Origin of the sequence: Kitasatospora sp. NBC_00374 (assembly GCF_041434935.1) — a bacterium.
Taxonomy (GTDB): Bacteria; Actinomycetota; Actinomycetes; order Streptomycetales; family Streptomycetaceae; genus Kitasatospora.
Window position 1 is genome coordinate 1412258 of sequence record NZ_CP107964.1, and the last position, 13576, is coordinate 1425833.

The 13576-nt window shown below is 68.7% G+C and carries 8 protein-coding genes; 1 reads left to right on the forward strand and 7 read right to left on the reverse strand.

The window, feature by feature from the left end; genetic code table 11:
• Positions 1-38: 38 nt before the first annotated feature.
• On the reverse strand, positions 39-1310 hold the full coding sequence (locus tag OG871_RS06455) for an IS630 family transposase (RefSeq protein WP_371494711.1): 1272 nt from the start codon (positions 1308-1310) through the stop codon (positions 39-41).
• 159 nt (positions 1311-1469) lie between these two features.
• Here OG871_RS06455 and dnaE point away from each other — a divergent pair, with 159 nt between their 5' ends.
• Complete coding sequence (gene dnaE / locus OG871_RS06460; protein WP_371494891.1) at positions 1470-5024, forward strand: DNA polymerase III subunit alpha; 3555 nt, start codon at positions 1470-1472, stop codon at positions 5022-5024.
• A gap of 632 nt (positions 5025-5656) precedes the next feature.
• Here the strand turns inward: dnaE and OG871_RS06465 are convergent.
• From OG871_RS06465 to kdpF, 6 genes are all read right to left on the reverse strand, one after another.
• Positions 5657-6331, reverse strand: a complete 675-nt coding sequence (locus OG871_RS06465) for a response regulator (protein WP_371494892.1) — start codon at positions 6329-6331, stop codon at positions 5657-5659.
• Entirely contained in the window at positions 6328-8889 is a 2562-nt protein-coding gene (locus OG871_RS06470; protein WP_371494894.1) for an ATP-binding protein, read from the reverse strand. Before OG871_RS06470 ends, OG871_RS06465 begins: the two co-directional genes overlap by 4 nt.
• A gap of 177 nt (positions 8890-9066) precedes the next feature.
• Positions 9067-9696: a potassium-transporting ATPase subunit KdpC gene (gene kdpC / locus OG871_RS06475; RefSeq protein WP_371494896.1), complete on the reverse strand. Its 630-nt coding sequence runs from the start codon at positions 9694-9696 to the stop codon at positions 9067-9069.
• An 11-nt stretch (positions 9697-9707) separates the two neighbouring features.
• Positions 9708-11813, reverse strand: a complete 2106-nt coding sequence (gene kdpB, locus OG871_RS06480; RefSeq protein ID WP_371494898.1) for a potassium-transporting ATPase subunit KdpB — start codon at positions 11811-11813, stop codon at positions 9708-9710.
• Positions 11813-13474, reverse strand: coding sequence for a potassium-transporting ATPase subunit KdpA (gene kdpA, locus OG871_RS06485; RefSeq protein WP_371494899.1), 1662 nt, complete (start codon positions 13472-13474; stop codon positions 11813-11815). The genes kdpB and kdpA overlap by 1 nt, the downstream gene beginning before the upstream one ends.
• 1 nt (position 13475) lies before the next feature.
• Positions 13476-13565 carry a K(+)-transporting ATPase subunit F gene (gene kdpF / locus OG871_RS06490; RefSeq protein ID WP_097237446.1) on the reverse strand — a complete coding sequence of 30 codons (90 nt, stop codon included), beginning with the start codon at positions 13563-13565 and terminating at the stop codon, positions 13476-13478.
• Positions 13566-13576: the final 11 nt, after the last annotated feature.

Genomic DNA, 13576 nt, shown 5'->3' on the forward strand with positions numbered 1-13576 from the left:
CCTGCGCCGCAAGTGCCAAGCCTAAGTTCACTAGGGTTTTATGGTGCTCTGGGGGTGATTTTGGTGAGGTAGTCGGCGAGCGAGTTCAGGATCTCGTCGGCGGTCTTGGTCCAGGTGAAGGGCTTCGGGTCCTCGTTCCAGGTCTGGATCCAGGTGCGGATGTCGTTCTCGAGAGCCTGGATGGAGGTGTGGACGCCGCGGCGGATGAGCTTGTCGGTCAGCAGGCCGAACCAGCGCTCGACCTGGTTGATCCAGGAGGAGCCGGTCGGGGTGAAGTGGACGTGGAACCGGGGATGCCGGGCCAGCCATTTCTGGATCTCGGGGGTCTTGTGGGTGGCGTAGTTGTCGCATACCAGATGCACGTCGAGCTCGGTCGACACGGCCTTGTCTATCGTGATCAGGAACTTTTTGAACTCGATGGCGCGGTGGCGTCGGTGCAGAGCACTGATGACGCTGCCGTCGGCAATGTTGAACGCGGCGAACAGGCTCGTGATGCCATGGCGCAGGTAGTCGTGGGTGCGACGCTCGGGCATGCCGGGCATCATCGGCAGCACCGGCTGGGATCGGTCCAGCGCCTGGATCTGGCTTTTCTCGTCGACACAGAGCACCACCGCCCGCTCCGGCGGGTTGTGGTAGAGCCCGACGACGTCGACGACCTTGTCCACGAACTGCGCGTCGGTGGAGAGCTTGAACGAATCCTGCAGGTGCGGCTTGAGGTCAAACTTCTGCCAGATGCGCCCGATGGTGGACTTCGACAGGCCGGTACGTTCGGCCATCGAGGCGCGTGACCAGTGGGTGGCGTGCTTCGGTGTGGACTCCAAAGTCGCCGCCACGACATCCTCGACCCTGTCGAGCAGGATCGAGGGTGGCCTGCCGGGGCGCGGTTCGTCGACCAGACCGTCCAGGCGGTCCTCGACGAACCGGGCCCGCCAACGGTTCACCGTCGCCTGGGCGGTGCCGAGTTCGACCGCGACCTGCTTGTTCGTGCCGCCCTCCGAGCATCGCAGCACGATCCTGGCCCGCAACGCGAGGGACTGGGCCGTCTTCGCCCGCCTCGCCCATCGGGTCAGTTCCTCCCGCTCCGACTCGGTGAGTACAAGTTCCGCCTTGCGGCGGCCGGGCCGTGGCTCGTCCGCAAGGCCCGCCAGTCGGTCAGCCGCGAAACGGGCCCGCCACTTGCGCACGGTCGCCACATTCACGCCCCTATCGGCCGCCACCCGCGTACTTGACACTCCGTCCGCGCAGGCCAGGACGATCCCGGCCCGCTCGGCGAGCCGGGCCCCCGCCCCGCCGGCCGCCCAGTGCGACAACTCAATGCGCTCCTTCGAGGAGAGCACAATCTCTACAGCCTTCGGACCTCGTTGCGACACGAAAAACAGACTACAGACTTATGACTGATATTTCCGGCGCAGGACACTAGGGTGGGGCACTTCTCTCCGGTCGCCAGATCCGCAAGGAGCCTCAGCGCAGTGTCAGACACCTTCGCCCACCTGCATGTTCACACCGAGTACTCGATGCTGGACGGGGCGGCAAAGAACGGCAAGCTGTTCGCGGAGGCCGAGCGGCAGGAGATGCCCGCGATCGCGATGAGCGACCACGGCAACATGTTCGGCGCGTACGAGTTCTTCCATGCCTCGGCCAGGACCGGCGTGAAGCCGATCATCGGCATCGAGGCGTACGTCGCACCGGGCTCGCGCTTCGAGAAGAAGCAGGTCTTCTGGTCGCCCGGCGGCCAGCGCCCGTCCGGCGCGGACGGCGAGGGCGGCAAGGACGTCTCCGGCGGCGGCCGCTACACCCACATGACCATGTGGGCGCAGAACGCGACCGGTCTGCGCAACCTCTTCAAGCTCTCCTCGCTCGCGTCGATGGAGGGCTACTACATGAAGCCCCGGATGGACCGCGAGCTGATCGCCGCGAACGCGGCCGGCATCATCGCCACTACCGGCTGTCCCTCGGGCGAGGTGCAGACCCGGCTGCGCCTCGGGCAGTACGAGGAGGCGGTCAAGGCCGCCGGCGCGTACCAGGACATCTTCGGCCGGGAGAACTACTTCCTGGAGCTGATGGACCACGGCCTGTCCATCGAGCGGGACGTCCGCCAGGACCTGTTGCGCCTGGCCGAGCAGCTGAACATCCCGCTGCTCGCGACCAACGACTCCCACTACGTGACCGCCGACCAGGCGGACGCGCACGACAGTCTGCTGTGCGTCGGCGTGGGCAAGAACAAGGACGACCCGAACCGCTTCAAGTTCCAGGGCACCGGCTACTACATCAAGACCGCGGCCGAGATGCGCGAGCTGTTCCGCGAGTTGCCGGAGGCCTGCGACAACACCCTGCTGATCGCCGAGCGGATCGAGTCGTACGAGGAGGTCTTCACCTACGTCGACCGGATGCCGCAGTTCGACGTGCCCGAGGGTGAGACCCAGGCGTCGTACCTGCGCAAGAAGATCGCCGCAGGCCTGAAGGTCCGGTACGGCGACAGCCCGAGCCAGGAGGTGCTGGACCGGATCGAGCTGGAGATGGGTGTCATCACCCCGATGGGGTTCGACGCGTACTTCCTCGTGGTCGCGGACATCTGCCAGTACGCACGGGACAACGGCATCCCGGTCGGTCCGGGCCGTGGCTCGGCGGCCGGTTCGATGGTCGCGTACCTCACCCGGATCACCGAGCTGGACCCGCTGGAGCACGACCTGCTGTTCGAGCGGTTCCTGAACCCCGAGCGCATCAACCCGCCGGACGTCGACATCGACTTCGACGACCGCCAGCGTGACCAGATGGTGCGCTATGTCACCGACAAGTACGGCTCCGCGTACACCGCCCAGGTGAACACCTTCGGCACGATCAAGGCCAAGGCCGCCGTCAAGGACGCCAACCGCATCCTGGGCTACCCGTTCGCGATGGGCGACCGGATCACCAAGGCGATGCCGCCGGACGTGATGGGCAAGGGCGTCCCGCTGGCGGACCTGTTCGACGAGACCCACTCCCGCTACAACGAGGGCACCGAGATCCGGGCGCTCTACGACAACGAGTCCGACGTCAAGAAGATCATCGACACCGGCCGGGGTATCGAGGGCCTGATCCGCGGCACCGGCGTGCACGCCGCCGCCGTCATCCTGTCCTCGACCCCGCTGCTCGACCTGATCCCGCTGCACAGGCGGGACAAGGACGGCGTGATCATCACCGGCTTCGACTACCCGTCGTGCGAAGCCATGGGCCTGATCAAGATGGACTTCCTGGGCCTGCGGAACCTGGGCATCATCGACCACTGCATCAAGATCATCAAGGCCAACCGGGGCGCCGACGTCGACATCGAGAAGATCCCACTCGACGACCCGACCACCTACCAACTCCTCGCCCGCGGCGACACCCTGGGCGTCTTCCAGCTCGACGGCGGCCCGATGCGCGCCCTGCTCCGCCTGATGAAGCCCACCGAGTTCGCCGACATCTCGGCCGTCAGCGCCCTCTACCGGCCCGGCCCGATGGGCATGAACTCGCACACCAACTACGCGCTCCGCAAGAACGGCCAGCAGGAGATCATCCCGATCCATCCCGAGCTGGAAGCCCCGCTGAGCGAGGTCCTCGGCCCCACCTACGGCCTGATCGTCTACCAGGAGCAGGTGCAGCGAGCAGCGCAGGTGCTGGCCGGCTACAGCCTCGGCCAGGCCGACCTGCTCCGCCGCGCGATGGGCAAGAAGAAGAAGGAGGTCCTGGAGAAGGAGTTCATCCCGTTCCAGGCCGGCTGCCACGAACGCGGCTACTCCGACGAGGCGATCAAGGCCGTGTGGGACGTCCTGGTGCCGTTCGCCGGCTACGCCTTCAACAAATCGCACTCCGCCGCCTACGGCCTGGTCTCCTACCAGACCGCCTATCTCAAGGCCAACTACCCGGCCGAGTACATGGCCGCTCTCCTGACCTCGGTGGCCGACGACAAGGACAAGATGGCCGTCTACCTGGCCGAGTGCCGCCAGATGGGCATCAAGATCCTCTCCCCGGACGTCAACGAGTCCGTGGTCGACTTCACCGCCGTCGGCAGCGACGTCCGCTTCGGCCTGAAGGCCGTCCGCAACGTCGGCGTGCCGGTCATCGAGTCGCTGGTGAGCACCCGCAAGGAGAAGGGAAAGTACACCTCCTTCGCGGACTTCCTCGACAAGGTCGAACTGGTGGTCTGCAACAAGCGCACCGTCGACTCCCTCGTCAAGGCCGGCGCGTTCGACTCCCTCGGCCACACCCGTCTCTCCCTGAGCACCGTGCACGAGAGCGCCATCGACGCCGTCACCGGCGTCAAGAAGCAGCAGGCGATCGGCCAGGACGACCTCTTCGGCGCCCTCGACACCGGCGACGGCGCCCCGGCAATCGGCCTGGACTTCCAACTCACCGACCGCGAATGGCCGCGCAAGCAACTGCTCAGCCTGGAACGGGAGATGCTCGGCCTGTACGTCTCCAGCCACCCGCTCGACGGGGCCGAGCACATCCTCTCCCGCAACCGCGACACCTCGATCGCCGAACTCATGGGCTCCGGCCGCACCGAGGGCGAGGTCAGGCTCGCCGGCCTGATCACGGCGGTGGACCGCCGGATCAACAAGGCCGGCAACGCATGGGCCATCATCACGCTCGCCGACCGCGACGGCTCCGTCGAGGTCCTGTTCTTCCCCGCCACCTACAACCTGATGGCCGACCAGATGGTCGAGGACAACGTCATCTCGGCCAGGGGACGGCTCAACGAGCGCGACGGGTCCCTGAGCATCTTCGGCCAGGAGATCAGCACCCTCGACGTCTCCTCCGCCGAGCTCGGCACCAAGCCGCCCGTGCAGATCACCATCCCGGCCGGAAAGATCACCCCTGACCTGGTGGCCGAACTCAGGCGAGCCCTGCAGGACCACCCGGGAGACGTGCCGGTGCGCCTGCTCACGACCAACTGGGACAAGAACACCCTGTACGAGCTCGGCTTCCTGGTGAACCCGGACAACGGCCTCGCCTCGGACATCAAGACGCTGTTCGGCACCAACGCCTGGGCAGGAACGGTGTGACGGTCGACCGCACACCGGCTGTGCCGCCCGTCCGTGGACCGAGGACGACCGTCCTCCCCTCGCCCGACGTACACGGGACAGTGGGCCCAGCGCCGACGGTTGCCACGAAGCGGCCCCGCGTCGCGGCCTCCTCGCGGGCGGTGTGCTCGGGTTCGAGCGCCAGCGCGCGACCTCGACCTGGAAGAGGCCGGGCTGGGCAGCTCCTGAACCCCGGCGGCCTGCGGCACACCGCGTCGACGATCCGACGCGGGTCGTCCGCGTACGGGCGCGGGGCACCGCGCCCTGGGCCGCGCGTGGTGCGGGGGGCGCGCGGTCCGGGTGCCGGCGCTCTCGAACCCGGACTCGCCACCCCGGCGAGCCCGTCTGCCCCTGTTCGGTCGTGCTGCCTGAGACACCCGCTGTCATGACCGCCCGTCCCCTCCCCTTACCACTGGCCGCCGGAGCCGTCCTCGGTGCGAACGGCCGAGGTGTCGGGATCCGGCGTGATTCCGCACCGCGCTCCCCCACGAGGTAGGGCGGAATCGTTCCTCGTAGCTGACGCTGTGCCACGGAGCCGGGGACGAGACGTTCTCTGATGACCGACCCCTTGACGTCGTCTCCCCCGGTCTTGACGGATCATTGGCGGCATCGGGTCATGGCTCGTAGCGGTAGCCGATGCCGGGTTCGGTGACCAGGTACCGGGGCCGGGTGTGGTCGGGTTCGAGCTTGCGGCGCAGGCCGGCGAAGTAGACGCGGAGGTAGTTGGAGTGCTCCTCCTGATCGGGTCCCCAGACCTCCTGGAGGATCTGGCGGCCCGGGATCAGGCGGCCGGGGCTGGCGAGCATCAGGGCGAGGATCCTCCACTCGGTGGGCGTCAGCCGCACGGGTCCGTTCGGCCCGGTGACCTGGGAGGCTGCGACATCCACCGTGTAGTCGCCGATCACCACCTTGGGCGGTGGGAGCTCGCGGGCGGGGCGGCGTAGAACGGCGCGCAGGCGGGCGAAGAGCTCGTCCATACCGAAGGGCTTGGTGACGTAGTCGTCCGCACCGGCGTCGAGCGCCCGGACCTTGTCGGTCGCGTCGGCGCGTCCGGACAGGACGATGATCGGGACGGCACTCCAGGCACGCAGGCCGCGGATGATGTCCATGCCGTCGAGGTCGGGCAGGCCGAGGTCGAGCAGGACGGCGTCGGGCGGCGTTCGGCTCGCCAGGTCGAGTGCTTCCTGCCCGGTGGCGGCGGTGAGCGCCGAGTACCGGCGGGCGTGCAGGTTGATCTTCAGCGCGCGCAGCATCTGGGGCTCGTCGTCGACGACCAGAATCCGGCTCATGTCCCACTCTCCTCGCGGGCGACCATGTCGGGCTCGCCGTCCGGCTCCACCGCTGCGGGAAGGTTGAGCAGCATGGTGGTTCCGCCGCCGGGTGTGTCCTCGATGTCCAGGGTGCCGCCCATCGCCTCGGCGAGGCCCCGGGAGAGGGCGAGGCCGAGGCCGACGCCGGTGGTGTTGTCGGTGTCGCCGAGGCGCTGGAACGGCAGGAAGACCTGGTCGCGGTCCTCGACGGGGATGCCGGGGCCGCGGTCGATGATGCGGATCTCGACGCGGTCGAGGTGGCCGCTGGCGGTGACCAGGACGGGTGCGCCGGGGGCGTTGTGGCGCAGGGCGTTGGTGATGACGTTGGCGAGGACGCGTTCCAGCAGCGGCGGGTCGGCGAGGACCGGCGGGGCGGTGTCGAGATCGAGCGGCTGGACGGGCGCGTACTCGTCGAGCAGGGAGTCCAGGGCCCGGGGCAGGACCTCGTCCAGATGGGTGGGCGCCAGGTGGAGGGTGAGGGCTCCGGCCTGGAGGCGGCTCATGTCGAGCAGGTTGTCGACCAGGCGTGCGAGCTTGACGAGGGATTCGTCGGCGGTGGCGAGGAGTTCGCCCTGCTCCTCGTCGGAGAAGGTGACGTCCGGGCTGCGCAGCGAGCCGACGGAGGCCAGCGCGACGGCGAGCGGGGTGCGCAGGTCGTGGCTGACGGCGGCGAGCAGGGCGGTGCGCATCCGGTCGGCGGCCTTGATCGGTTCGACCTCCGCAGCCACGGTGGCGAGGCGGTCGCGCTCGAGCGCGGCGGCGATGTGAGCCGCGAAGGCGGTGAGGACCCGCTGGTCGGCGGCAGGCAGGCGGCGGCCTGCGAGGACCAGCAGTGCATCGCCGTTGACCGGGACTTCGCTCTCCACCCGGTCGGTTGCCGGCTCGGATTCGGAGTCAGTACGGGCGAGCACCTCGCCGCTCCCGCGGTCGAGCAGCGCGACGGAGTCCATGGCGAAGGCGGTGCGCGTCTTGTCCAGCAGGGCGGGCAGGGCGTCGGCGCCGCGCAGGATGCTGCCGGCGAGGGTGGAGAGGGTCTCGGCCTCGGCGGTGGCGCGGGCGGCCCGGCTGGTCAGTCTGCCGGCCCGGTCGACGACGGTGGAGACGGTGAGGGCGACGGCGGCGAAGACCGCCAGGGCGACAAGGTTGTTGGGTTCGTCGATGGTGAAGGTGTGGACGGGCGGGATGAAGTAGTAGTTGAGCAGCAGCGAGGCGACCAGGGAGGCCAGCAGCGCGGAGGTGGCGCCGCCGAGCAGGGCGACCGCGACGACGCCGAGCTGGAAGATCAGCGCGACGGTGGTCAGGTTCAGGCTGCTGAGCTGGGACAGGCCGGCGGTGAGCAGGGCGGGCAGCGCGAGGCCCGCGGCGTAGCCGGCGGCGGTGCGTCGTTTGGAGTGGCGGCGGCCGAGGGAGGGCAGTCGGCCGCGGCCGGTGAACTCGTGGGTGACCATGTGGACGTCGATGTCCTCGGACAGGTCGACGGTGGTCTGCCCGTTGCCTGGGCCGGTGAGGAAGCGGTTGAGCCGTCCACGCCTGCTGGTACCGAGGACGAGTTGGGTGGCGTCGTGGGCGCGGGCGAAGGAGAGCAGGGCGGTGGGGATGTCGTCGCCGACGACCACGTGGTAGCTGCCGCCGAGCGTTTCGACCAGTTGTCGCTGTTCGGCGAGGGCGCCGGGCGAGGCTCCGGCGAGGCCGTCGCTGCGGGTGATGTGGACGGCGAGCAGTTGGCCGCCCGCGGTGCGGTCGGCGATCCGGGCCGCGCGCCGGATGATCGTCTCGCCTTCCGGCCCGCCGGTGAGGGCGACCACGACGCGTTCCCGGGTCTCCCAGACGCGGTCGATGTTGTGGGTGGCGCGGTAGTCGCGCAGTCCTTCGTCGACGCGTCCGGCGACCCAGAGCAGGGCGAGTTCGCGCAGGGCGGTCAGGTTGCCGACCCGGAAGTAGTTGGAGAGTGCGGCGTCCACCTTCTCCGCCTTGTAGACGTTGCCGTGCGCCATCCGGCGCCTGAGGGCCTGCGGGGCCATGTCGACCAGTTCGATCTGGTCGGCGCGACGGACCACTTCGTCGGGGACGGTCTCGCGCTGCGGGATACCGGTGATCTTCTGGACGACGTCGTTCAGTGACTCCAGGTGCTGGATGTTGACGGTGGTGATGACGTCGATGCCGGCGGCGAGCAGCTCTGCGATGTCCTGCCAGCGCTTGGCGTTGCGCCCGCCGGGGATGTTGGTGTGGGCGAGCTCGTCGACCAACGCCACAGTGGGGCGGCGGGCGAGCACGGCGTCGAGATCCATCTCCTGGAACTCGGTGCCCCGGTAGCTGCGGGTGAGCCTCGGCACGACCTCGAGCCCCTGCAGGATGCTCTCGGTGTACTTGCGCGAGTGGGTCTCGATGAAGCCGACCACCACGTCCGCGCCCCGGTCCCGTCTGCGGTGGGCCTCGTCGAGCATCCGATAGGTCTTGCCGACACCGGGGGCCGATCCGAGGTAGACCCTCAGCCGGCCGCGGCGGGTGACGATGCCGGGGGTGAGGTCACGGGACATGGGCGCTGCTCTTTCTCTACGAAGGGCGGCCGGGATGGTGGAGGTTCGGTGGGCGATCGACTGAGCGGCGTCCACTCGTCCGCTCAGCGGACACGCAATGCCGCGGACCGACCCGGGGCGGGGTGTGCTTCCCCGCGCCCCGGGCCGGTCCGTGTCACGCTCTGCGCTGACGCGATGTCACTTCGACTCGCTCAGTGCCTTGTTGAGCAGGACGATGTTGACGCCGTCCTGGCCGAGGAAGCCGAGCGAGCGGCCCTCGGTGTACTTGTCGATCAACTTGTTCAGCGTCTCGGTGGAGACATTGCGCTCCTTGGCGACCCGGTCGACCTGCTCCTTGGCGTAGGCGACCGAGATGTGCGGGTCGAGGGAGGATCCGGAGGCGGTGACTGCGTCCACCGGGACGGTGGCCGGGTCGACGCCGTCGAAGGCGGCGACGGCGGCGCGGCGGTCCTCGACGTTCTTCAGCAGGTCCTCGCTGTTGGGGCCGAGGTTCGAGGCGCCGGAGGCCTTCGGGTCGTAGGCGGAGGCCGCAGGCCGCGGCTGGAACCACTTCGGGTCCGGCTGGGCCTCCTCGTCCGGGTCGTCGGGGTTCTTCTTCGGCAGGTTGTAGTTCTGGCCGAGCAGGCTGGACCCGATCTCCTTGCCGTCGGACTTCACGATCGAGCCGTCGGCCTTGTCGGCGAACGCGACCTGGCTGACGCCGGTGACCAGCAGCGGATAGGCGATGCCGAGGATCACGGTCATCACCAGCAGCATCCGCAGTGCGGTGAGGTGCGTGCGCACGACGGCGGGCAGTGGCTTGGACATCTCTGCTTCTCTCAGCTCAGGCCGGGGATGAACTGGACGATCAGGTCGATCGCCTTGATCCCGATGAACGGCACCACGAGACCGCCGAGTCCGTAGACCCCGATGTTCCGGGCCAGCAGCGAACTCGCGTCCGACGGGCGGTACTTCACTCCCCGCAGGGCGAGCGGGATCAGACCGACGATGACCAGGGCATTGAAGATGATCGCCGAGGTGATGGCCGACTCCGGGCTGTGCAGACCCATGATGTTGAGGTGCCGCAGGCCCGGGTAGACCCCGGCGAACATCGCGGGGATGATCGCGAAGTACTTGGCGACGTCGTTGGCGATCGAGAACGTGGTCAACGCGCCCCGGGTGATGAGGAGCTGCTTGCCGATCTCGACGATCTCGATCAGCTTGGTGGGGTTGGAGTCCAGGTCCACCATGTTGCCGGCCTCCTTGGCCGCCATGGTGCCGGTGTTCATCGCCACGCCGACGTCGGCCTGGGCGAGCGCCGGGGCGTCGTTGGTGCCGTCGCCGGTCATCGCGACCAGCTTGCCGCCGGCCTGCTCCTTCTTGATCAGGGCCATCTTGTCCTCGGGGGTGGCCTCGGCGAGGAAGTCGTCGACGCCGGCCTCCTCGGCGATCGCCCGCGCCGTCAGCGGGTTGTCACCCGTGATCATGATGGTCTTGATGCCCATCCGGCGCAGCTCGTCGAACCGCTCCTTCATGCCCTCCTTGACGACGTCCTTGAGGTAGATCACGCCCAGGACGCGAGGAGTCCTCTCGCCGATCTTCGAGGCGACGACCAGCGGGGTGCCGCCGGCGGCGGAGATGCCGTCGACCAGCTGGGCGACATCGCTGCCGACGCTGCCGCCGTTCTCCGTCACCCACCGGCTCACCGAGCCGGCCGCGCCCTTGCGCACCCGGTGCACGGCGTCGGCCTCGTCGAGGTCGACGCCGGACATCCGGGTCTGGGCGGTGAACGGCACCCAGGTCGCGTGCGTCAACTCGCCCTGGGCGCGGGCCCGCAGGCCGTACCCGGTCTTGGCGAGGACGACGATCGAGCGGCCCTCGGGGGTCTCGTCGGCGAGCGAGGAGAGCTGGGCGGCGTCGGCCAGTTCCTCGACGGTGACACCGTTCGCGGGCTGGAACTCGGCGGCCTGGCGGTTGCCGAGGGTGATGGTGCCGGTCTTGTCGAGCAGCAGGGTGTTGACGTCGCCGGCCGCCTCGACGGCGCGGCCGGACATGGCGAGCACGTTGCGCTGCACCAGGCGGTCCATGCCGGCGATGCCGATCGCGGACAGCAGGGCGCCGATGGTGGTCGGGATGAGCGCCACGATCAGGGCGACCAGCACGACCATCGACTGCGGGGCCCCGGCGAAGGTCGCCATCGGCTGCAGGGTGACCACGGCGATCAGGAACACGATCGTCAGGGAGGCCAGCAGGATGTTGAGGGCGATCTCGTTCGGCGTCTTCTGCCTGGCCGCGCCCTCGACCAGGGCGATCATCCGGTCGATGAACGACTTGCCGGGCTCCGAGGCGATCTTGACGACGATCCGGTCGGAGAGCACCTTGGTGCCGCCGGTGACGGCACTGCGGTCACCGCCCGACTCGCGGATCACCGGCGCGGACTCGCCGGTGATCGCCGACTCGTCGACCGACGCGACGCCCTCGACGACGTCACCGTCGCCGGGGATGATCTGCCCGGCCTCGACCACCACGTGGTCACCCAGCCGCAGCGCGGTGCCGGAGACCTCCTCTTCCGCGCCACTGGCAGGCCAGTTGACCAGGCGGCGGGCCATGGTGTCGCTCTTGGTCTTGCGCAGGGTGTCGGCCTGCGCCTTGCCGCGGCCCTCGGCGACGGCCTCGGCCAGGTTGGCGAAGACCGTGGTCAGCCACAGCCACACCGTGATCGCCCAGGCGAACACGGACGGATCGGCGATCGCGGAGACGGTGGTGACCACCGAGCCGACCTCGACCACGAACATGACCGGATTCTTGACCATGACGCGCGGGTCGAGTTTCTTCACCGCGTCCGGGAGGGACTTGGCAATCAGCCGCGGGTCGAACAGACCGCCGGAGACTCTGTGTGGAGCCTGGCCGTGGTCGACCGGTGCGGGGGTAAGGGTGGTGGACATCAGTGGAGACCTTCCGCGATCGGCCCGAGGGCCAGGGCCGGGAAGTAGGTGAGGCCGACGACGATCAGGACGACGCCCGACAGCAGGCCCACGAACAGCGGCTTGTGGGTGGGCAGGGTGCCCGGGGTGGCGGGGACGGGCTGCTGCTGCGCGAGCGAGCCGGCCAGCGCGAGCACGAACACCATCGGCAGGAACCGGCCGAACACCATGCACAGGCCCAGCGCGGTGTCGTACCAGTCGGTGTTGACGGTGATACCGGCGAACGCCGAACCGTTGTTGTTGGACGCCGACGTGAACGCGTACAGCACCTCGGAGAAGCCGTGCGGACCGGAGTTCAGCATCCCCGCCCGCTCACCGGGCAGCGCCATCGCCAGACCGGTGCCGACCAGCACCAGCGCCGGCGTGGTCAGGATGTACAGCGAGGCGAACTTCATCTCGCGCCCGCCCAGCTTCTTGCCCAGGTACTCGGGCGTGCGGCCGACCATCAGACCCGCCACGAAGACCGCGACGATCGCCAGGATCAGCATCCCGTACAGGCCCGAGCCGGTACCGCCCGGCGCGATCTCGCCCAGCATCATGTTGAAGATCGTGATGCCGCCGCCGAACGGCGTGAACGAGTCGTGGAAGGAGTCCACCGCGCCGGTCGAGGTCAGCGTGGTGGAGGCGGCGAACAGACTGGAGGCGGCCACACCGAACCGCTGCTCCTTGCCCTCCATCGCGCCGCCGGCCGCCTGCAGCGCGGCGCCCGAGTGGTGCGCCTCCGAGAAGGTGACCAGCGCGGCGGAGGCCACCCAGAACAGGCCCATCACCGCGACGATCGCGTAGCCCTGGCGGTTGTCGCCGACCATCCGGCCGAAGGTGCGCGGCAGCGAGAAGGAGATCACCAGCAGCAGGAAGATCTCCAGCCAGTTGGTGAAACCGGTCGGATTCTCGAACGGGTGCGCCGAGTTGGCGTTGAAGAAGCCGCCGCCGTTGGTGCCCAGCTCCTTGATGACCTCCTGGGAGGCCACCGGGCCGCCCGGGATCGACTGGGTGTCGCCACCCAGCGTCACGACGTCGTGGAAGCCGTGGAAGTTCTGCACCACGCCGTTGGCCACCAGCACGAGCGCGAAGACGATCGAGATCGGCAGCAGCAGGCGCAGCACGATCCGGGTGAGGTCCACCCAGAAGTTGCCGACCCGGTCGGTGCGGTTGCGGGTGAACCCGCGGATCAGCGCGGCGACGATCGCGATGCCGACCGCGGCGGAGACGAAGTTCTGCACCGCCAGGCCCGCCATCTGCACCAGGTGGCCCATCGCGGACTCGCCGCTGTAGGACTGCCAGTTGGTGTTGGTGGTGAACGAGACCGCCGTGTTCCAGGCCTGGTGCGGCTCCATCGACGGGACGCCGAGGTTCAGCAGCAGGTGGTTCTGGAGCCGGATCAGGCCGTACAGGAAGAGGATCGAGAGAGCCGAGAACGCGAGTACCGAGCGCAGGTAGACCGGCCAGCGCTGGTCGGCGTCACCGTCGACGCCGACCACCTTGTACAGGCCGCGCTCAACTCTGAGGTGCTTGGCGGAGGTCAGGAGCTTGGCGATGTAGTCGCCGAGCGGGCGGTAGCACAGGGCCAGCGCGCCGACCAGGGCGACGGCCTGCAGCCAGCCCGCGAGAGTGGAGCTCATGTCAGAACTTCTCCGGGTAGATCAGCGCGACGACGAGGTAGCCGACGAGAGCGACGGCGACGATGAGACCTGCGATGTTCTCGGCGCTCACAGCTTCTCCAC